We start from the raw sequence: 19,464 nt of genomic DNA, 5'->3' as shown, positions 1-19,464 counted from the left end.
GCGACCGACGCGGTAGCGTGGCGGCAACCGGCAGTGCCACTTCCCCAGGTCGAGGCCGGTCCGGTGCAGCAGTGACGAAGGAGACCGACACGATGGTGGTACAGGCGTACATCTTGGTGCAGACCAACGTCGGCAAGGCAGCCGAAGTCGCCGCCAAGATCGGGGCGATCCAGGGAGTCACCTTGGCCGAGGACGTGACCGGGCCCTACGACGTGATCGTCCGGGCCGAGGCGGCCAACGTCGACGAGCTGGGCCAACTGGTGGTCGCCAAGGTGCAGACCGTCGAGGGCATCACCCGTACCGTCACCTGCCCGGTGGTGCACATCTGAACCGGACGTCCCGCCGCGGGCTGCTGCCGGCGGTCTTGATCTTGCTCACCACCGGCTGCTCGGGCCCCGTCGCGTTGGACGAGCCGGCTCCCGCCGGCGACGCCGTCCCGGCCTGTGACCAGGTGATGGCGGCCCTGCCCGATCAGGTGCTGGGGCAGGCTCGCCGCGACGTCGAACCCGGCCGGTACGGGGCCGCGTGGGGATCGCCGACGATCACGCTCCGCTGCGGCGTCCCGCGCCCGGCGGCGATGGTCCCGGGCGTGAGTTGCTTCACCGCCAACGGGGTCGACTGGTTTCCCGAGGACGCCGACGGCGGCGCGATCTTCACCGCCATCGGCCGGGCCGCGATGATCGAGGTCCGGGTGCCGGAGCGCTACCAGCCGCCCGGTGACGCGCTGCTCGACCTCGCCCCGGTGATCACCACCCACGACCCCGACCGCGGCGGCTGCTGATCACCGACTTGTCAGCAGGGATCAGTGGGTGAAGGGGCGGTCGCGGGGGACGTCGGGGTTGAGTTCCACGCCGAAGCCGGGAGTCTCCGGCACCCGGAGCCGACCGTTGACCGGGACCGGCTCACCGAGCAGCAGCGGGGTGAACATCGGCACCACCTCTTCCGCCGTCTCGTGCATCATCAGGAACTCGGCGAACGGACTGTTGGTCCGGGTGATCACGAAGTGGTACGAATACACCGACGACCCGTGCGGCACCACCATCGTGCCGTGGGCATCGGCCAGGGCCGAGATCTTGATCAACTCCGTGATTCCGCCACACCAGTTGACGTCCGGCTGAATGATGTCGACCCCGGTTTCGAGCAACTGCCGGAAGCCCCACCGGGTCGCCTCGTGCTCGCCGGTGGTGATCAACATCCCCGGCGGCGCCTGCCGCTTGAGCTGCGCGTAACCCCAGTAGTCGTCGGGGATCAGCGCCTCCTCGATCCATTTCAGCCCGTGCTCGGCGGCGGCGTGGGTGAGCCGGGTCGCGTACTCGACGTCGAGGGACATCCAGCAGTCCCACATCAGCCAGAAGTCGTCGCCGACCCGGGACCGCATGTCCGCCAGTGCCGCCAGGTTCTTCACGAACCCTTCCTGGCCCTCGGCCGGCCCGTGGTGCAACGGCATCTTGCCGCCGATGAAGCCGAGCTCCTTGGCGATGTCCGGCCGGGCGCCGGTGGCGTAGAACTGCAACTCGTCCCGGACCGGTCCGCCGATCAGGGCGTAGACCGGCTCGCCGCGGAGCCGGCCGAGCAGGTCGTACAGAGCAAGATCAACACCGGAGATCACGTTCAGCACCACGCCGCGGCGACCGTAGAAGATCGTCGAGCGATACAGCTGGTCCCAGATCCGCTCCAGGTCGGTCACCGGCCGACCCTCGAGGAAGCGGGCCAGGTGCCGCTCCACGATCCAGGCCCCGATCTCGCCGCCGGTGGTGACCGCGAACCCGACGGTGCCGTCGCTCGCCTCGATCTCGACCACCAGGGTGCCGAGCACGTTGAGCCCGAACGACTGCCGCGACTCCCGGTATTCCGGATAGACCGCCATCGGGGTGGCGATGTGATCATCGATCCAGTGATAGCCGGTCTGGTCGTGATAGTCGGCACCCTTGCCCCGCACGGTCGTCGCCCGCACCTCGCGGATGGTCGGCTGCGTCATCGCTGTCCCTCCACATGATCTTGGTCGCCCATCCGGACCAGCACCTTGCCGGGGATGTCGGCGTGGCCGGCCAGTTCGGCGAAGGCGGCGGCGCCGTCGGCCAGCGGGACCACCCGGGTGATCAACTCGGCCGCCTCAGGCGGCGCCTGCCCGATCCAGGCCGCGGCCGCGGTGAAGTCCTCCGCCGTGTAGGTGAAGCTGCCGACCAGGGTCCGCTCCCCCGTGCTCACCGCGTACGCGTCCAGTGCCAGCTTCGGCGCGCCCATGCCGACCAGGCAGACCGTGCCGCCGAGCCGCGTCGACTCCAGGCCGAGCCGGACGGTCGCCTCGATCCCGACCGCGTCGATCGCGACGTCGGCCGACCCCTCCAGCGCCACGGCCACCGCGGCCGGGTCGGCGGTCGCAGCATCCAGCACCGTCGCGCCGAGCCGCTCGACCAACTCCCGGCGGGAGGCAGCCAACTCGGTCACCACGATCCGCCCGACGCCGGCCCGGCGCAGTGCCAGGACGACCGACTGACCGATCGGCCCGCCGCCGACGACCAGCACCCGGTCGCCGGCGGTGACCCCGGCCCGGCCGACCGCATGGACGGCGACGGCCAGCGGCTCCACCAGCGCCCCGAACTCGATCGGCATCGGATCCGGCAGCGCGACCACGTTGCGCGCCGGTACGCAGAGCAGCTGAGCGAACCCGGCGACGATCTCCCGTGCGACACCGATCACCTGCTTGCCCGGCGCCAACTGCTCCCGGCCGGCGAAGTCCGCGAGCTCCGACTCGGGCACCACCACCGGGTTGAAGGTCGCCGGCTGGCCGACCCGAACCCCGTCGACGCCGGCGCCGACCGCATCGACGATCGCGACGCTCTCGTGCCCCATCACCTGGCCCGGATGCCGCCGGCCGTTCTCGCCGGTGTAGCCGTGGAGGTCGGAGCCGCAGATCCCGGTCGCCACGATCCGTAGCCGGACCTCACCGGGCCCGGGGTCCGGGTCGGGCAACTCGACCACCTCGAGCCGCCCGATCTCCGCCAATTGCAGTGCTTTCATCGTTGCTCCTTCCGTCGCGGGGCCTTCATCCTCGCCTCTCCCGTCGCTGGTCCGTCACGCTGCTTCGCTGTGCTGGTTGGATTCTCGACGCTCGGCGATCGTCCGTACGCCCGCGGAAACCAGATGGCTACAGGCGATCAGCACCGCACCGAAGGCTGCGATCACGGCCAGCGTGACCGATCCGCCGGCCGCACCCCAGGCCCCGTCCGCCCAGTTCTTCACGATCGGCGCCAGGAAACCGCCCAGGCTGCCGACCGAGTTGATCAAGGCGATCCCGGACGCCGCCGCGGCCCCGACCAGGAACGAGGTCGGCAGCGTCCAGAACACCGGCTGGACGGCGATGAACCCGGCGGCGCCGACGGCCAGGGCGAGCAGCACCAACACCGGCTGGTCCAAGATCACCGAGAGCAGGATGCCGATGGCGGCGAGCGCGAGCGCGACGGCGGCGATCGTGCGGCGGCGCCCGGTCCGGTCGGCCAGCCGGGTGGCGATCAGGACACCGACGATCGCCAGCGTCCAGACGCCTCCGGTGATCAGTCCGACCACGAACCCGACCTCTTGGCCGACCACGCCGGCGACCTGGGTGGGCAGATAGAACGTGACGCCGTAGACCGCCATCTGGATCGTCAGATAGATGACGCTGAAGTAGAGCACGGCCGGGTTCGCCAAGGCCCGGAGCGCGCCCCGCGGCGAATGCTCCTCCTTCGACCCGTCCTCGGATTCCATCGCCGCCAACAGGGTCGTCCGCTCGGCCTCGGTCAGCCAGCGGGCATCCCGCGGGCCGTTCGGCAGATAGCTGATCACGATCAGACCGACGATGATCGTCAGCACCCCGGTGATCAGAAACATCAACTGCCAGCCGTGCAGGCCGCCGAGGCCGTCAAGATCAAGAAGCAGCCCGGACAGCGGGCCGCCGAAGATGAACGCCAGCGGCGCGCCGAAGTAGAACAGTCCGTTGACCCGGGCCCGATGCTCGACCGGGATCCAGTGGGTCAGGTAATAGATCACGCCCGGAAAGAACCCGGCCTCGGCGATGCCGAGCAGCACCCGCAGCGCGTAGAACGACGGCTCGTTCGTCGCGAACATCATCAACGCCGACACGATGCCCCAGGTGATCATGATCCGGGCCAGCCAGGCCTTGGCCCCGACCCGGCGCATCAAAAGGTTGCTCGGCACCTCCAGCACGGCGTAGCCGAGGAAGAAGATGCCGGCGCCGAGGGCGTACGCGGCGTTGGAGAGGCCCGTGTCGGCCTGGAACTCGGCCTTGGCGAAGCCGAGGTTGGACCGGTCCAGGAAGGCCAGGATGTACATCAACAGCAGGATCGGGATCAGCCGCACCGTCACCTTGCGGATGACGGGCGCGAGCGCCGTCGTCGCCGTCGTGGTCATAGGAATCTCCGTCGATCACCGGGGTCGTTCACGGATGTGAATCGAGGTTCATCGTTGTGAAGCCGCCAGATGATGGCACGGCCGGCCGCGACGCGCAACGCCGCGGTCAGGGAGAGAGCGCGCCGGTCAGGCCGAGCTCTCGGCGGATCGCCTGCGCGGCGTCGCGCAGCGGCGGATACAACCCGTGCGGCCAGGAATCGTCGGTGCGGGCGGTGGGCATCGTAATGCTCATCGCCGCGGCGATGCCGGTCTCCCGCTCCGTCGTCAGCGGCACGGCGATGCAACGGCACCCGGCGACGAACTCCTCGTCATCGGTGGCGAAGCCCAGCTCGCGGGCCCGGCTGACGGCCCGCAGGATGTCGTCGACGTCGGTCAGCGTCCGCGGCGTCAGCTGCGGCAGCACCACCGCGCCGAGCCGGGCCCGGGCCTCGGCCTCGTCCAGCACGCTGAGCAGCGCCTTGCCGATGCCGGTCGCGTGGGCATGCAGCCGCATCCCGACCGACGAGGCCATCCGCATCGGATTCGGCGACAGGCTGATCCCGATGTAGACGTTCTCCACGCCGTCCAGCCGGGCCAGCTGTACGGTCTCGCCGGTGGCGGCGACCAGACCGTCCAAGTAGGGCTGCGCCTTCTCCAGCAACAGCCGGTGCCCGTCGTAGCGCTGCCCGATCTGCCAGGCCCGCAGCCCGAGCCGATATCGCCGCGGCTCGGCCGACAGCACGAACCAGCCGGCATCGACCAGCGTGCTCAACAGCCCGTGGGCGCTCGACCGCGGCAACCCGAGCGCAGTGGCGATCTCGGCGAAGCTGGCCGACCCCTGCGTCGCGACGAAGTCGATCGCCGCCAGCGCCCGATCGGCCGACTTGACCGGCCCCCGACCCTGCCCCACCCTGCGGCCTCCCGACCGTCGGTCAGCGCCGCCGGAGTGGCCGGTCGGTCATCAGCGGAGGCCGAGCGGGCGCTCGAGGCCGAGCCGGATCAGCCGGTCCACCAGCTCCGGATAGCTGACCCCGCTGGCGGCCCACATCCGCGGAAACATCGAGTGCTCGGTGAAGCCCGGCATGGTGTTGATCTCGTTCACCACGACCTTGCCCTCGGCGGTCAGGAACACGTCGACCCGGGCCAGCCCCTCGCAGCCGATCGCCTCGAAGGTCTCGATCGCCAACCGCTGGATCTCCGCGGCGACGGCCGGCTCGATGTCGGCCGGCACGTCCAGGTCGACCTGCTCCTCGGGCAGATACTTCGCCTCGAAGTCGTAGAAGCCGGACGCGGTGTGCATCCGGATCTCGGAGACCTTGCTCGCGTGCGGCCGGCCGCCGTCGATGTCGGCCAGCACGCCGCACTCCAGCTCCCGCGCGTCGACGAAGGCCTGCTCGATGATGATCTTGGGATCGAACCGGCGGGCCTCCTCGATGGCGGCGGTCAGCTGGCTCTTCTCGTCCACCTTGCTGATGCCGAGGCTGGAGCCGCCCCGGGCCGGCTTCACGTACAGCGGGTAGCTCAGCGCGGCTACGGCGTCCAGAGCCGCGATCGGGTCGGACTGCCACTGCTGCGGGGTGATCACGACGTACGGCCCGACCGGCACGGCCGACCCCGCCAGCACCAGCTTCATGTAGTGCTTGTCCATCCCGACGGCGCTGGCCAGCACGCCCGCGCCCACGTACCGGGTGTTCATCATCTCGAACAGACCCTGGATCGTGCCGTCCTCGCCGAACGGGCCGTGCAGCAGGGAGAAGGCCACGTCGACGGGGCCGACCTTGGCCAGCGCACTGCGATCGCGGACCGCCAGCTCGCTGCCGGCCGCGCCGCGGACCAGGACCGCGTCCTCGGCCGTCTCGGTCAGTTCGGGCAGGCGATGATCACTGACCTGGAGCGCCGCCACGGCCTCGGGCTGCATCACCAGCCAGCGGCCCGATTTGGTGATGCCGACCCCGATCACGTCGTACGCATCCCGGTCGATCGCGCCGAGCACGCCGGCCGCGGTCAGGCAGGAGACGTTGTGCTCACTGCTGACGCCACCGAAGACGACCGCGACCCGTGGACGGGTCAGGACATCACTCATCAGGTACTCCCTCGCTGTAGAACCCTGCCGACCCTACCCAAGTACCCCGGAACCGGGTCCACCCAGCGCCCGGACCCCCGGCGTGTCCCGGTCACGGGCACCGGAAGACTGTCGGTATGACCGATTCCTCCGCCGCGCGCTGGCGCCCCGAAACCGTCGCCGTCGCCGCCGGCCGCCCCGCCCGGGTGCCGGACGCGCCGTTGAATCAGCCGCTGGTCCCGGCCGCGACCTACGTCGGCGCACCGGCTACCGACCCGACCGCGATCGGGTACGGACGCTACGGCAATCCGGGCTGGCAGGCGCTGGAGCAGGCGATCGGCGACCTGGAGGGCGGCCGTTGCCTGACCTACGGCTCCGGAATGGCCGCCGGCTCGGCGATCCTCGATCTGTTCGGCCCGGGCACGGTGGTGCTCCGGCCGGCGCACTGCTATCTCGGCGTCGCCGCCGCGATGGCGCAGCGGGTCGAGCGGCACGGCTGGACCGTCCGGGAGGCCGATCCGGCCGACGCCGAGGCGTTCCTGGCCGCGGCCCGCGGGGCGGACCTGATCTGGTTGGAGTCGCCGACCAACCCGATGATCGAGGTCGCCGACCTGGCCGCGATCGCCGCGGCCCGCGAACCGGGCAGCACCCTGGTGGTCGACAACACCTTCGCCACGCCGCTGCTGCAGCGGCCGCTCGAGCTCGGCGCCGACCTGGTGCTGCATTCGGCGACCAAGATCATTTCCGGGCACTCCGACGCGCTGCTCGGCGCGGTCGTGGCGGCCAACAGCGATGATCATGATCACTACGGCCGGCTGGAGGCCGGCCGCCGGCTGGGCGGCGCGATCCCCGGCTCGCTGGAGACCTATCTGGTGCTCCGGGGGCTGCGGACGCTGCCGGTCCGGCTGGCCGCGGCGCAGGCCTCGGCGATGATCTTGGCCGGACGACTTCATGATCATCCGGCGGTGCTCCGGGTCCGCTACCCCGGCCTGGCCGACGACCCGGGGCACGCGCGGGCCACGGCCGGAATGGCCGGATTCGGCACTCTGCTGTCGATTGAGCTGGCCGACGCGGCGACCGCCGACCGGTTCATCGACGCGCTCGGTCTGTGGGTGTTCGCGACCAGCCTCGGCGGGGTCGAGTCGATGCTCGAGCGCCGCCGCCGCTGGCCCGGCGAGCTGCCGACCGTACCGCCGGGATTGATCAGGATGTCCGTCGGCGTGGAGCACGTCGAGGATCTCTGGGCCGACCTCGATCAGGCTCTGGCCGCTCTGGATTGACCCGTCAGGAGGCGCGGTCCGGCGCCGAGGCGGCGCGCGAGGTCATCGTCCGGATCAGCCGCCGATGGATCCGCTCGGCCTCGTGCCAGGCGACCTCGCGGAAGACCGCCAGCGCCGACCTCAGCGACGCCAGCACCGCTTCCGGCTCGTCCCACTCCTCCTGCAGGTCGGCCAGCGCGACCCAGGAATGGCCGGCGGCGTGGTGGAAGCCGGTCCGGTGGAAGAGCTCGATGGCGTGCCGGTAGCTCTCGGCCGACGTCTTCGGGTCCCCGGCCATCCGGCAGGCCAGCCCGAGGCTGTCCCAGGCGTCGGCCTCGGCCGGATCGCCGGCCGCCGCGAAGAGGGTGATCGCCTCGCGACAGAGCTCGACGGCGTCACTCCCGTTGCCCCGCTTGGCTTCGTAGTAGCCGATCAGGTTCAGCGTCTTGGCGATGGCCGGTCCGTGCCCCCAGCGGCGGCACCAGTGGAGCGACTCGCGGAGCAGGTCGATCGCGAGCTTCGGCTCGTCGTGCTGCTCGTGCAGGAACGCCATCGCCCGGAGCACCTCGGCCTGGTGCCGCGCGCTGTCCAGCTCCTGGGCCAGCCGCAGCGCCACCGCCGCCTGCTCCAGCCCGACCTTCGGCCGGCCCAGGTGCGAGTAGGACGTGATCAAGAAACGGCGCGCCTCGGCTTCGGCTTCGGCATCGCCGAGCCGTTGCGCGCACTCCGCCGCGGCCGTCTCGAACGGGAGATCGGGCAGCGGCGGCCGGATCGTCGCGAGGTAGGCGCGCAGGGACCAGACCAGACACCAGACGTGCCGGTCGGCCCCTCGTTCCACCCCCATTCGATCACCGACCGCAGGACACCGAACTCGCTCTTGGCCCAGGGCATCAGGGCCGTGTGCGACGCCGGCTCCGGCGTCACGCCGGGGGCCGGGCTCGGCAGCGTGATCGGCGTCCGCGGCGGGTCGTACGCCAGCGCCAAGGCGTGAGCGGTCAACAGGTAATGATCAAGGACGCGGCGCCGGGCCCGCTCGACCTCTTCGGCACCGTCGACCGTACGGGCCAGCTCGACCGCGTAGTGCCGGAGCAGGTCGTGCAACAGATAGCGATCCGGCAGGTGTTCGGTGAGCAGGTTCGCCGTGGTCAGCCGATCCAGCAGCCGCAGCGCCTCGCCCGGTTCGACGGCGGCCAGGCTCGCCGCGGCGGCCGCACTGAGATCGGGGCCGGGATGCACGCCGAGCAACCGGAACAGCCGGGCCGCGGCCGGATCGACCGTCGAATAGGACCAGGAGAACACCTGGCGCAGACTCGCGCCGGAATCGCCGAGCTCGAGGGCGTCCAGGCCGCGGCGCGGATCGAAGATCGACCGGACGGCCTCGGCCAGCGATAACCGCGGCCGGCTGGCCACCTGGGCCGCGACCAGCGCCAGGGCCAGCGGCAGCCGGCCACAGGATTCGATGATCTTGGACGCGCTGCCGCGGTCGACCGCGATCCGCTCCGCCCCGATCCGGCCGGTCAGCAGCTGCTCGCTGGCCTCGGCGTCCAACAGGTCGAGGGTGATCGAATCCGCGCCTTCGATGGCGATCAGCCCGGCCAGCTGGTCGCGGCTGGTGATCACCACCCGGCAACTCGAGCCGGGCGGCAGCAGCGGCCGGACTTGGTCGGTGTTGCGCGCGTTGTCCAGGACGACCAGCAGCCGCCGGTCGGCGGTGAGCGTCCGGAACAGGGCCAGTTGATCATCCGTGTCGCGCGGCAGCGCTTGATCATCGATGCCCATGCCGATCAAGAACGTCCGGACCACCTCGCCGACCGTCCGGATCCGCCCGGAGGCGTCGAAGCCGAGCAGGTTGACGTACAGCTGGCCGTCCGGAAACCGGTCGGCGACGCTGTGCGCCCAGGACAGTGCCAGCGTCGTCTTCCCGATCCCGGCCTGGCCGGTGATCACGGTGATCATCGGGCCGGTCTCGGCGTCCGCCTGGGAGAGCTGCGCCAACTCGTCCGCACGCCCGGCCAGCCGGCCGATCGGCGGCGGCAGCTGGCGCGGCACCGCGACCGGCGACCGGCCGGTGAGCCCGTCCGGCAGCTCGCTGATCACGTCCTGATCACCGTCGAGGATCCGCTGATGCAGCTGCTGCACCGACGGCGAGGGCTGGATGCCCAGCTCCTCGTCGAGGTGCCGAAACAGCTCGCGGTAACGCTGCAACGCCGCCGACTGCCGGCCGGCTCGGACCAGCGCCACCATCGACAGTTCCCAGAACCGTTCCCGGAACGGGTAGCGGGCGATCAGCCGCTCGGTCTCCCGGCTCACCTCCTCCTGCCGCTCCAGAGCCAGGTCCGCGGTCAGCGCCCATTCGGTGGCGTCGAGCCGCGCGTCGTCCAGGCCGCGCGCGTACTCCTGCACGACGGCGATGTCGATCCCGCCCATCGCCTCACCGCGCCACAACCCCAGGGCGGCCCGCAGGCTCCGCGCGGCCCGATCATGATCACCTCGGGCCAGCGCCTCCCGCCCGGTCTCGACCAGTTGCTCGAACCGGTGCAGGTCCAGGTCGTCCGAGCCGAGCTCCAGCCGGTAGCCGTCGCCCTGCCGGTGCAGCCGAGCGGTGCCGTGACCGAGCGACTTCCGCAGCCGGTAGACACAGGTGTGCAGGGAGACCAGCCCCGCCTCCGGGTCGCGGTCCGGCCAGAGCTGATCGGTCAACAGGTCCTGGGAAGCGGTCAGTTCCGGCACGGACAGCAACACGGCCAACAGCGCACTCTGCTTGCCGACAACGGCATCGAGCCGCTGACCGTCCCGCCAGAGCTCGATCTCGCCGAGGACTCGGATCTCCACAGTTCCTTGCTTCTGCCGCCGGACACAAACCTTGCGACCGCATCATCCCAGAAGGCCGGATCGCCTGGGGGTCAGTAGCGCTCCGGCTTGGCCGACCGGGACATCAGGGCCACGATCATCTCCTTGGCGGTGATCGTGCCGGCGATCACCGCTGCGACCTGATCGACGATCGGCATCTCCACACCGTGCCGGCGGGCCAGATCCTGAATCGACGAGCAGGACTTGACACCCTCGGCGACCTGGCGGGTCTCGCCGGTGATCTCGGCGACGGTCCGACCCCAGCCGAGCTCCTCGCCGAAGGTCCGGTTGCGCGACAGCGGCGACGAGCAGGTGGCGACAAGATCACCGAGGCCGGCCAGCCCGGAGAAGGTGTACGGGTCGGCGCCGAGGGCGTGGCCGAGCCGGGCTGTCTCGGCCAGGCCGCGAGTGATCACCGACGCGGTCGCGTTGGCGCCGAAGCCGAGCCCGGCCGCCATCCCGACGGCCAGGGCGATCACGTTCTTGGTCGCTCCGGCCAGCTCGCAGCCGATCACGTCGTTGTTCGTGTACGCCCGGAACCGGCTGGTGTGGCAGAGCTGCTGCAGCCGCACCGCAAGATCCTGGGAGGCGCTGGCGACGACGCTGGCCGACGGTTGCCGCTCGGCGATCTCCCGGGCCAGGTTCGGTCCGGTGACGACCCCGATCCGCTCCTCGGGGATCCCGGCCACCTCGGTGATCACCTGACTCATCCGGTAGCCGGTGCCGAGCTCGATCCCCTTGGCCAGACTGATCACCGTAGCGTCGGCCGGGATCCGCCACTGCGCCATCGTCGCCCGCAACGACTGCGCCGGCACCGCGAGCACCACGTACTCGGCGCCCGCCATCGCCCGGTCCGGATCATGATCGGCCCGCAGGGTCTCCGGCAGATCGATGGTCGGGAAGTAGTCCGGGTTGCACTGCTGGGTGTTGATCTTGTCGGCCAGCTCGGGCCGACGCGCCCACAGCGTGACCTGTTGACCGGCGTCGCACAGCACCAGGGAGAAGGCGGTCCCCCAGGACCCGGCACCCATCACGGTGACCCGGGTGGATTCGGTGCTCATCGTTCCCCATCCGTCCGCGGCGCCGGCTGTTCCCGCAGCACCTCGACCAGGTCGGTGATCGCGGTCATGATCCGATCGGTGGCCTGCCGCAGTAGCTCCGCGGAGGCCGGCTGATCGCGAAGATCATGCCGTTCCTGGAGATCGGTGAGGGGCACCGGATCGCCGGCGATCAGCCGCAGGGTCTTGCGAGGCAGGAATCGCGGCGGGTGGATCCGCTTGCCGTACATGATCTCCTGGGCGCCCCACTGGCCGATCGGGATCACCGGACAGCCCGTGGCCAGAGCGACCCGGGCGGCTCCGGTCTTGCCGGCCATCGGCCAGAGGTCGGGATCCACAGTGATCGTTCCTTCCGGGTAGATGATCACGGCCCGGCCGGATCGTACCGCGTCGATCGCCTGGTCCAGAGCCATCCCGGCCTGGCCGGTGCCCCGCCGGACCGGGATCTGTCCGCAGCGGGTGATCAGCCGGCCGAACACCGGCACCCGGAACAGCGACTCCTTGGCCAGGAACCGGGGCCACCGGCCGGCATAGGCGACGAACTGACCCAGGGCCAGCGGATCGACATTGGAGATGTGATTGGCGACGATCACCAGCCCGCCCCGGGCCGGCATCTTGTCCTCGTCCCGCCAGTCGCGCTTGGTCAGCCGGCCCAGCACCGCGTTCAGCAGCCAGACGGTACGACGCAGTGTCGGCTCGCCCGGCTCGGCGACCCGGGCCACCACATCGGGCAGTCGTCGGGAGGTCTCCACCAGGATCACCTTAGTGTCGGAGGATTCCGGACTCCGGCTCCTCGACGCCGGGTCGGCGGACCGGTTTGGTGTGGCAGTGGCACCATGGCTGCCATGGAGCGATCACCCCGGCTGATCCACCCCGCCGATCAGGCCGACCGGCAGCCGCCGGAACTCGGTGCCGTCGTGGCGATCAAGCCGTTGGGACAGGCCAAGACCCGGCTGGCGACCGTGCCCGGTCCGCTGCGCCGCGAGTTGGTGCTGGCGATGTTGCTGGACACGGTCCGGGTGCTGTCCGGCGTCGCCCGGACCGTCATCGTGACCGCGGAGCCGGGCTTGGGACGTCGATTCGATGATCACGGGCTGACCGTCCAGATCGTCCAGGAGACCGAGCCGACCGGCCTGAACCAGGCGTTGCGAGCCGGGGCGGAAGCGCTGCAGCAGCAGGGAATCCGGCGGGTGCTGGCCTGCGTCGCCGATCTTCCGGCGCTGCGGGCGGAGACGCTCCGGGGCGTGATCGCCGCGGCCGGTCCGCACCCGCGCAGCTTCCTGGCCGACGCCGACGGGGTCGGCACCACGATGCTGATCGCCGACGGTGTCGCCCTGGATCCCCGCTTCGGGCCCGGATCGGCGGCGGCCCACCGGGACAGCGGCGCGGTTCCCTTGCTGGACGACGCCATCGGTCGATCGGTGCCGGATGCCCGGCGCGATGTGGACACCGAGGATGATCTTGCCGAGATCGGCCGGTACGACCTCGGCCCCGAGACCCGGGCCGTGCTCAACGGCTGGACCCGGACCGCCTGACCGGCGGACGCCGGACCCTGCCCGACGGGCCGCAATCCTTTGTGGACATGAAAAATCCGGGCCGACCTGGGTCGACCCGGATTCTCGGGACTGCGTCGCGGTGACTCAGCGCTTGGCGGTGCGCTTCGCCGGAGCCTTCTTCGCCGCGGTCTTCTTGGCCGGAGCCTTCTTCGCCACGACCTTCTTGGCCGGAGCCGCCTTCTTGGCCGGAGCCTTCGCCACGACCTTCTTCGCCGGAGCCGCCTTCTTGGCCACGGTGGCGGTCGCGGTGGTCTTGGCAGCAGCCTTCTTGGCGGACGTCTTCGGCACCTTCTTCGCGCCGGAAACGAAGGCCTTCAGGTCCGAGCCGGCCCGGAAACGCGGGACAGCCGTGGCCTTGGCCCGCTTGCGCTCGCCGGTCCGGGGATTGCGCACCATGCGGGCCGACCGGTGGACCTTCTCGAAGACACCGAACCCGGTGATCGAGACCTTCTCGCCACCCGCCGTCTGGTAGGTGATGGTCTGCACCACCGCGTTCAGCGCCCTGGCTGCCTCGGCCTTGTTGCCCTCATAGTGAGTCGACAACGCCTCAATCAACTCAGCCTTGTTCACAGCTTCCCTTCTTACGAACAGTTTCCAAGCCTTGTTGGAGGCCCATGGCAGCCGTACCGTACGTCTGCAGGAACAACGCTAGGGAAATCGGCGCGCCCTGACAAATACCAACGGCCCAGAAATCGCCGTGTCGCAAGAGAAACTGGCCGATTCGGGCCGGTTTCCGAACATTGATCAGCCGGCTGCGTCGACCTTCGCCGGCAGTGTGGCCGGCTTGTAGGAAGCCCGGCCGAGCTCGAAGCCGTCGATCAGTTCCTCATGACGCAAGGTGAGACCGATGTCGTCGAGGCCTTCCAGCAGGCGCCAGCGAGTGTAGTCGTCGATCTCGAAATGCGCCTCGAAGCCGTCCGCGGTGATCTTGCGCTCGGCCAGGTCGACCGTCAGCGGCCGGCTCGGGTTGGCCTCGACGAACTCCCACAGCTCCTCGATGATCTTCTGGTCGACGACCGCGATCAGCAGCCCGGCCTTGCCCGAGTTGCCGCGGAAGATGTCGCCGAACCGCGAGCCGATCACCACCTTGAAGCCGTAGTTCTGCAGGGCCCAGACGGCGTGCTCGCGAGACGATCCGGTGCCGAAGTCCGGCCCCGGGATCAAGATCGTCGCGCCGGCATACTCGGGCCGGTTGAGGACGAACTCGGGATCGGCCCGCCAGGCCGCGAACAGCCCGTCCTCGAAGCCGGTCTTGGTCACCCGCTTCAGATACACCGCCGGGATGATCTGGTCGGTGTCGACGTTGCTCCGCCGCAGCGGTAGCGCGGTCCCGGTGTGGCTGCTGAACTTCTCCATCGTTACGTGCTTCCTTTGCGAGATCAGGCCGAGACAGCCGTGGGCAGATCGGCCGGTGCGGCCAGGGTTCCGGTGACGGCCGTCGCGGCGGCGACCGGCGGCGAGACCAGATGGGTCCGCCCGCCCTTGCCCTGCCGGCCTTCGAAGTTGCGGTTCGACGTCGAGGCCGACCGCTCCCCCGGCGCGAGTTGATCGGGGTTCATTCCCAAGCACATCGAGCATCCGGCGGCACGCCATTCGGCGCCGGCCTCCTTGAAGACGAGGTCCAGCCCTTCGGTTTCGGCCTGCAGCCGGACCCGGGCGGACCCGGGGACGACCAGCATCCGTACCCCGTCGGCGACCTGACGACCCTTGATCACGGTCGCGGCGGCGCGCAGGTCCTCGATCCGGCCGTTGGTGCAGGAGCCGAGGAAGACGGTGTCGACCTTGATCTCCCGCATCGGCGTACCGGCCCGGAGATCCATGTATTCCAGGGCCTTCGTCGCCGCGATCCGGTCGTCCGCGTCCGGGAAGACCTCGGGATCCGGCACGTCCGCCGACAGCGGCACGCCCTGTCCGGGATTGGTGCCCCAGGTGACGAACGGCGTGAGCTGGGTCGCGTCAAGATCGACTTCGGCGTCGAAGGTGGCGTCCGCGTCGGTCCGCAAGGTCTTCCAGTATTCGACCGCCGCGTCCCAGTCGGCTCCGGTCGGCGCATGGGGCCGGTCCTGGACGTAATCGAAGGTGGTCTGGTCGGGCGCGACCAGACCGGCCTTGGCGCCCCACTCGATGCTCATGTTGCAGATCGTCATCCGGCCCTCCATCGACATCGTCTCGATGGTGGAGCCGCGGTATTCGACGATGTAGCCCTGGCCGCCGCCGGTGCCGACCTTGGCGATCAACGCCAGCACGACGTCCTTGGCCACCACGCCGGTCGGCAGCTCGCCGTTGATGTTGACCGCCATCGTCTTCGGCTTGGCCTGCGGCAGGGTCTGGGTGGCGAGCACGTGCTCGACCTCGGAAGTGCCGATGCCGAAGGCGATCGCGCCGAACGCGCCATGGGTCGAGGTGTGCGAGTCGCCGCAGACGACGGTCATCCCCGGCTGGGTCAGGCCGAGCTGCGGACCGATGATGTGCACCACGCCCTGATCAAGATCACCGAGGCTGTGCAACCGGATCCCGAAGTCGACCGCGTTCTTCCGCAGGGTGTCGACCTGGGTCCGCGACACAGGGTCGGCGATCGGCTGATCGATGTTCAGCGTCGGGGTGTTGTGATCTTCGGTGGCCAGGGTGAGATCGGGTCGACGCACCGGCCGGCCGGCCTGACGCAGTCCGTCGAAAGCCTGCGGGCTCGTCACCTCGTGGACCAGGTGGAGATCGATGTAGAGCAGATCCGGTTCCCCGGCCTTGGATCGGACGACATGGTCGTCCCAGATCTTCTCGCTCAACGTCTTGCCCATTGATGGTCACTTCCTCTGAAATGAAAAATTTGTTTCGGCCGCGTCCACTTGGACAACGAATCCGAGGCTCTGTGTCCCGTATCTCGTACTAGTACGGCGCCGGAGCCACGTATTGTCGACTTGCATTCCAGCATCCGAGACGGCAGTATCAGGACATGGACAACTCTAGCGGTGTCGGGGTGCTTGACAAAGCCGCGCTGGTGCTGGGGGCCTTGGAGACCGGTCCGACGACGTTGGCCGGTCTCGTCGCTGCCACCGGGCTGGCCCGGCCGACGGCCCATCGACTCGCAGTCGCCTTGGAACATCATCGACTGGTCAGCCGAGATCTGCAAGGGCGCTTCATCCTCGGTCCACGGTTGGCCGAGCTGGCGTCCGCGGCCGGCGAGGATCGGCTGCTGGCCACGGCCGGCCCGGTGCTGGCCCGGCTGCGCGACATCACCGGCGAATCGGCCCAGATGTTCCGCCGGCAAGGCGATTACCGGGTCTGTGTGGCGACGGCGGAGCGGACCTCCGGGTTACGCGACACGGTTCCGGTCGGCACCCAGCTGACGATGAGCGCGGGCTCGGCCGCCCAGGTGTTGCTCGCCTGGGAGGAGCCGGACCGGATGCAGCGCGGCCTGCGCGGGTCCCGTTACTCGGCGGTCGCCCTGGCCGCCGTCCGGCGCCGCGGCTGGGCCCAGTCGGTCGGCGAGCGCGAGCCCGGCGTGGCCTCGGTGTCCGCCCCGGTCCGCTCCCCCTCCGGCAAGGTGATCGCCGCGGTCAGCGTCTCCGGCCCGATCGAGCGCCTGTCCCGCCAGCCCGGCCGCCTCCACGCCCCGGCCGTGATCGCCGCCGCCGAACGCCTCAGCGAAGTCCTCCGCCGCACCGGCGACTAACCCCCTCCACCCCCTTCCGCCGACTTGTCAGAACTGAGTTGTGTCATGACACAACTCAGTTCTGACAAGTCGGCGGGGAGGCTGTGGACAAGTGGTCTAGTGGGGTTGGGTGATCATGGCGGTGATCGTCACTAGCGTGGTCGGTCATGACCGGATTCCTGTTCTGCTGTGCCGCGGACAATGATCTCTACCGTTCCTTCGTGGATGATCATCGCCCGATCCGCTACGACGATCCGGCGGAGGCGATCGCGGCGGCCGAGGCCGGGACCGCCGTGCTGGTGCTGGCCGACAACGACCCGGACCGGCGGACGCCGTTCCCGCCGGAGTTGATCACCGCCGCGACCGCCAAGGGGCTGTCGGTGCTGATCGAGTTCCCCGAGGCCCTGCCCGGCCTGGACGCCGAACCGGTCACCGCGGTCCTGGAACGGGTGGTCGTGGCCGATCCGCGGCTCGGGCCGGAGCTCGGCCTGCTCGCCGCCCACGCCTGCCGCTATCTCCCGACCCGTCAGCCGGGCACCCTGCTCTGGCTGGCTCACGTGGCCGGCTTCGACACCGCCGTCTTCGGACTGCCGGAGTCGGCCCAGTCGCTGCTCTACCGGTTGCCCGACTCGTCGATCCTGGTCGCCACCAGCCAGCTGAGTCGCTTCGCCCGCGCCCGGTTCGAGCCGCACCGGGGTTGGATCGCCTTGTGGCAAGGGATCCTGAAGATCCTGCAGCCCGGGGCGGCCGAGGTCACGCTGACCGGCACGGCCGAGGTGACGACCCGGTACGACCTCGACGAGCCGCTGCCGCCGGATGCCGGTGCCGCCGCCGTGAGCGCGTACCAGCGGTGGTTGCGCCGGTCCCGGATGCTGCTCACCCAAGATCAGGAACACGCGGTACGCGAGCTGATGATCACCGGCGAGGCGGCCGGCATCGACCGGCTGCCGGCCGGCGACGGCGACGGCAGCTGGGGCGTGACCGAGGGCTACGAGTCCAGCATCCAGGCCGACGGCCGGCAACGGGTCCGGATGGCGCTGCGGGCCGACTGCGTGGCCGAGACCGCGATGGCCTTCGCCCTCGATGCCGGCGATGAGCCCGATGCGGGCCATCAGCTCGCCCGCAACCTGATCGACTACCTGCGCGGCCCATCCGGGCTGTGTGGCGGCGACCGGGCCGATCCTGATCATCCGGCGTACGGCCTGATCGGCTGGGGCACCGGTACCGCGCCGTGGGAGATCGCCAACTACGGCGACGACAACGCCCGGGTGATCTTGGCCTGGCTGCTCACCGGCTCGGCCCTCGGCACCAAGGACTGGGACGAGCAACTGCTCACCGCGATCACGGCGAACTTCCGCACCTCCGGGCGGACCGGCTTCCGCGGCGACCGGGTCGATATGCCGCAACTGACCGAGAACGGCTGGCGGCACTACTTCGACGGCTCGGTGATCAATCTCAGCTCACATTTCGAGGGCTACCTCTGGGCCTGCTACCAGTGGGCCTACCAGGCGACCGGCTACCGGCCGTTCCTGGAGCGGACCCGGGCGGGCTTGATCACCATGATGGAGGCGTTCCCCGGGGGTTGGCGCCGCAACGACGTGACCGAGCTGGCCCGGATCCTGCTGCCGTTGGCCTGGCAGCTGCGGATCGACCCGACCGATCAGGTCCGCGGCTGGCTGACCGCCGTCGTCGAGGCACTGCTCAGCCAGCAGGATCGCAGCGGTGGGATCCCGGAGATCGAGGCCGGCGGGATCCACCTGTTCAAGGTCGCCGAGACCAACGAGGAGTACGGGACGACGGAAGAGCCGATCATCTTCGCCACCGGCGACCCGGCCTCCGATCAGCTGTATTCGACCGGCTTCGCGCTGCTCGGCCTGCACGAGGCCGCCGCGGTGCTCGATGATCATCGACTGCGCGCGGGCGCCGACCGGCTGGCCGACTATCTGGTCCGGATCCAGATCCGGAGCGAACGGCCCGAGCTGGACGGCGGCTGGTTCCGCTCCTTCGACTTCGACCGCTGGGCCTACTGGGGCAGCTCCGGCGACGCCGGCTGGGGCGCCTGGTGCCTCGAACTCGGCTGGGCCCCCGCCTGGTGCGCCACCGCCCTGTCCCTCCGCGACCGCAACACCACCCTCTGGGACGAACTGATCAAGGTCCGCCCCGACCCCACCGTCGCCGACTCCGTGATCGCCACCCTGATCCCCGACGCCTGATGGCAGCTCTGGATGCTCAGCGGGTGTTGTCTCCGCGAGCCTGGATCCACCGATGGGCGCCGCAACCGGGCCGGTGAGCTGAGCCCAGGATTGTTCGTTCCCTGAGCCTGTCGAAGGGCCGACCAGACCGCGCCTTCTCCCGCAGTTTCGGCCTGACAGCAGAAAAGGCGCACCAAGGGCGGGCAGGTTGCGGTCGGTCCACAACGCGCCCGGGCGCCGGTTCCGGCGATGGTCGGTGCCGCTGGCTGTCATGCCCGACCCGGCGCACACCTCGCCGAGGCGTCGAGGAATTATGTTGATCATCGATAGTGACGTTTCCCACTTGGAAACCGACCCAAAGTCAAGCGGTCTAAGCAACTTTGGTCAGGAATTTGTTCAGGGCCTGTGCTGGGGTCTTGAGGTCGAGGGTGGGTCGGGGTCGAGCGTTC

Annotated in this window: 18 protein-coding genes; 6 read left to right on the top strand and 12 right to left on the bottom strand. The window is 69.9% G+C overall.

Features of this window, described 5'->3' with window-relative positions; translation table 11 throughout:
- The first annotated feature begins 92 nt into the window (after window positions 1-92).
- Window positions 93-329 (top strand): Lrp/AsnC family transcriptional regulator, encoded by a 237-nt coding sequence (locus FNH24_RS16955; protein ID WP_152363406.1) that lies wholly within the window; start codon window positions 93-95, stop codon window positions 327-329.
- A gap of 35 nt (window positions 330-364) precedes the next feature.
- On the top strand, window positions 365-781 hold the full coding sequence (locus FNH24_RS16950; protein ID WP_246186943.1) for a DUF3515 domain-containing protein: 417 nt from the start codon (window positions 365-367) through the stop codon (window positions 779-781).
- A 21-nt stretch (window positions 782-802) separates the two neighbouring features.
- On the opposite strand, the gene rhmD is transcribed toward FNH24_RS16950, so the two are convergent.
- The 5 genes from rhmD to FNH24_RS16925 all read right to left on the bottom strand — a co-directional run bounded on the left by rhmD (window position 803) and on the right by FNH24_RS16925 (window position 6,472).
- Window positions 803-1,978: an L-rhamnonate dehydratase gene (rhmD, locus tag FNH24_RS16945; protein WP_152363404.1), complete on the bottom strand. Its 1,176-nt coding sequence runs from the start codon at window positions 1,976-1,978 to the stop codon at window positions 803-805.
- The gene (locus tag FNH24_RS16940; protein WP_152363403.1) at window positions 1,975-3,021 is read right to left on the bottom strand and encodes a zinc-dependent alcohol dehydrogenase; all 1,047 of its coding nucleotides are present in this window, start codon (window positions 3,019-3,021) and stop codon (window positions 1,975-1,977) included. The genes rhmD and FNH24_RS16940 overlap by 4 nt, the downstream gene beginning before the upstream one ends.
- Window positions 3,022-3,075: 54 nt before the next feature.
- On the bottom strand, window positions 3,076-4,410 hold the full coding sequence (locus FNH24_RS16935; protein WP_152363402.1) for an MFS transporter: 1,335 nt from the start codon (window positions 4,408-4,410) through the stop codon (window positions 3,076-3,078).
- 106 nt (window positions 4,411-4,516) lie between these two features.
- Window positions 4,517-5,299 carry an IclR family transcriptional regulator gene (locus tag FNH24_RS16930; RefSeq protein ID WP_152363401.1) on the bottom strand — a complete coding sequence of 261 codons (783 nt, stop codon included), beginning with the start codon at window positions 5,297-5,299 and terminating at the stop codon, window positions 4,517-4,519.
- A 51-nt stretch (window positions 5,300-5,350) separates the two neighbouring features.
- Complete coding sequence (locus tag FNH24_RS16925; RefSeq protein ID WP_152363400.1) at window positions 5,351-6,472, bottom strand: D-alanine--D-alanine ligase family protein; 1,122 nt, start codon at window positions 6,470-6,472, stop codon at window positions 5,351-5,353.
- Between the two features lie 116 nt (window positions 6,473-6,588).
- Between FNH24_RS16925 and FNH24_RS16920 the strand changes: the two genes are divergently transcribed.
- Window positions 6,589-7,731 (top strand): trans-sulfuration enzyme family protein, encoded by a 1,143-nt coding sequence (locus FNH24_RS16920; RefSeq protein ID WP_152363399.1) that lies wholly within the window; start codon window positions 6,589-6,591, stop codon window positions 7,729-7,731.
- Window positions 7,732-7,735: 4 nt separating this feature from the next.
- On the opposite strand, the gene FNH24_RS16915 is transcribed toward FNH24_RS16920, so the two are convergent.
- From FNH24_RS16915 to FNH24_RS16900, 4 genes are all read right to left on the bottom strand, one after another.
- Window positions 7,736-8,383 carry a tetratricopeptide repeat protein gene (locus tag FNH24_RS16915; protein ID WP_152363398.1) on the bottom strand — a complete coding sequence of 216 codons (648 nt, stop codon included), beginning with the start codon at window positions 8,381-8,383 and terminating at the stop codon, window positions 7,736-7,738.
- On the bottom strand, window positions 8,380-10,542 hold the full coding sequence (locus FNH24_RS16910) for an AfsR/SARP family transcriptional regulator (RefSeq protein ID WP_152363397.1): 2,163 nt from the start codon (window positions 10,540-10,542) through the stop codon (window positions 8,380-8,382). The genes FNH24_RS16915 and FNH24_RS16910 overlap by 4 nt, the downstream gene beginning before the upstream one ends.
- Before the next feature lie 71 nt (window positions 10,543-10,613).
- Complete coding sequence (locus FNH24_RS16905) at window positions 10,614-11,621, bottom strand: NAD(P)H-dependent glycerol-3-phosphate dehydrogenase (RefSeq protein ID WP_152363396.1); 1,008 nt, start codon at window positions 11,619-11,621, stop codon at window positions 10,614-10,616.
- Window positions 11,618-12,370: a lysophospholipid acyltransferase family protein gene (locus FNH24_RS16900; protein WP_152363395.1), complete on the bottom strand. Its 753-nt coding sequence runs from the start codon at window positions 12,368-12,370 to the stop codon at window positions 11,618-11,620. The genes FNH24_RS16905 and FNH24_RS16900 overlap by 4 nt, the downstream gene beginning before the upstream one ends.
- Window positions 12,371-12,463: 93 nt before the next feature.
- Between FNH24_RS16900 and cofC the strand changes: the two genes are divergently transcribed.
- Window positions 12,464-13,153, top strand: a complete 690-nt coding sequence (gene cofC / locus FNH24_RS16895) for a 2-phospho-L-lactate guanylyltransferase (RefSeq protein ID WP_161606169.1) — start codon at window positions 12,464-12,466, stop codon at window positions 13,151-13,153.
- A gap of 105 nt (window positions 13,154-13,258) precedes the next feature.
- Here the strand turns inward: cofC and FNH24_RS16890 are convergent, their stop codons facing one another.
- The 3 genes from FNH24_RS16890 to leuC form a co-directional block, all read right to left on the bottom strand.
- A complete protein-coding gene (locus tag FNH24_RS16890; protein WP_152363393.1) occupies window positions 13,259-13,744 on the bottom strand; it encodes an HU family DNA-binding protein in 486 nt (161 codons plus the stop codon).
- Between the two features lie 174 nt (window positions 13,745-13,918).
- Window positions 13,919-14,530, bottom strand: a complete 612-nt coding sequence (gene leuD / locus FNH24_RS16885) for a 3-isopropylmalate dehydratase small subunit (protein WP_152363392.1) — start codon at window positions 14,528-14,530, stop codon at window positions 13,919-13,921.
- Window positions 14,531-14,553: 23 nt separating this feature from the next.
- Window positions 14,554-15,969, bottom strand: coding sequence for a 3-isopropylmalate dehydratase large subunit (gene leuC, locus FNH24_RS16880; RefSeq protein ID WP_152363391.1), 1,416 nt, complete (start codon window positions 15,967-15,969; stop codon window positions 14,554-14,556).
- Between the two features lie 155 nt (window positions 15,970-16,124).
- Between leuC and FNH24_RS16875 the strand changes: the two genes are divergently transcribed.
- Both FNH24_RS16875 and FNH24_RS16870 read left to right on the top strand, forming a co-directional pair.
- Window positions 16,125-16,844: an IclR family transcriptional regulator gene (locus tag FNH24_RS16875; protein WP_152363390.1), complete on the top strand. Its 720-nt coding sequence runs from the start codon at window positions 16,125-16,127 to the stop codon at window positions 16,842-16,844.
- Window positions 16,845-16,990: 146 nt separating this feature from the next.
- On the top strand, window positions 16,991-19,036 hold the full coding sequence (locus FNH24_RS16870; RefSeq protein ID WP_152363389.1) for a hypothetical protein: 2,046 nt from the start codon (window positions 16,991-16,993) through the stop codon (window positions 19,034-19,036).
- Window positions 19,037-19,464: the final 428 nt, after the last annotated feature.

Source organism: Microlunatus speluncae, from assembly GCF_009299835.1.
Lineage (GTDB): Bacteria > Actinomycetota > Actinomycetes > Propionibacteriales > Propionibacteriaceae > Microlunatus > Microlunatus speluncae.
Note: the sequence above shows the minus strand (reverse complement) of the source record. Positions and strands in the feature narration are given on the sequence as shown.

Coding starts and splice junctions, on each gene's coding strand:
- FNH24_RS16955 (WP_152363406.1), top strand. CDS start 93: ATGGTGGTACAGGCGTACATCTTGGTGCAGACCAACGTCGGCAAGGCA.
- rhmD (WP_152363404.1), bottom strand. CDS start 1,978: ATGACGCAGCCGACCATCCGCGAGGTGCGGGCGACGACCGTGCGGGGC.
- FNH24_RS16940 (WP_152363403.1), bottom strand. CDS start 3,021: ATGAAAGCACTGCAATTGGCGGAGATCGGGCGGCTCGAGGTGGTCGAG.
- FNH24_RS16935 (WP_152363402.1), bottom strand. CDS start 4,410: ATGACCACGACGGCGACGACGGCGCTCGCGCCCGTCATCCGCAAGGTG.
- FNH24_RS16925 (WP_152363400.1), bottom strand. CDS start 6,472: ATGAGTGATGTCCTGACCCGTCCACGGGTCGCGGTCGTCTTCGGTGGC.
- FNH24_RS16920 (WP_152363399.1), top strand. CDS start 6,589: ATGACCGATTCCTCCGCCGCGCGCTGGCGCCCCGAAACCGTCGCCGTC.
- FNH24_RS16905 (WP_152363396.1), bottom strand. CDS start 11,621: ATGAGCACCGAATCCACCCGGGTCACCGTGATGGGTGCCGGGTCCTGG.
- cofC (WP_161606169.1), top strand. CDS start 12,464: ATGGAGCGATCACCCCGGCTGATCCACCCCGCCGATCAGGCCGACCGG.
- leuD (WP_152363392.1), bottom strand. CDS start 14,530: ATGGAGAAGTTCAGCAGCCACACCGGGACCGCGCTACCGCTGCGGCGG.
- leuC (WP_152363391.1), bottom strand. CDS start 15,969: ATGGGCAAGACGTTGAGCGAGAAGATCTGGGACGACCATGTCGTCCGA.
- FNH24_RS16875 (WP_152363390.1), top strand. CDS start 16,125: ATGGACAACTCTAGCGGTGTCGGGGTGCTTGACAAAGCCGCGCTGGTG.
- FNH24_RS16870 (WP_152363389.1), top strand. CDS start 16,991: ATGACCGGATTCCTGTTCTGCTGTGCCGCGGACAATGATCTCTACCGT.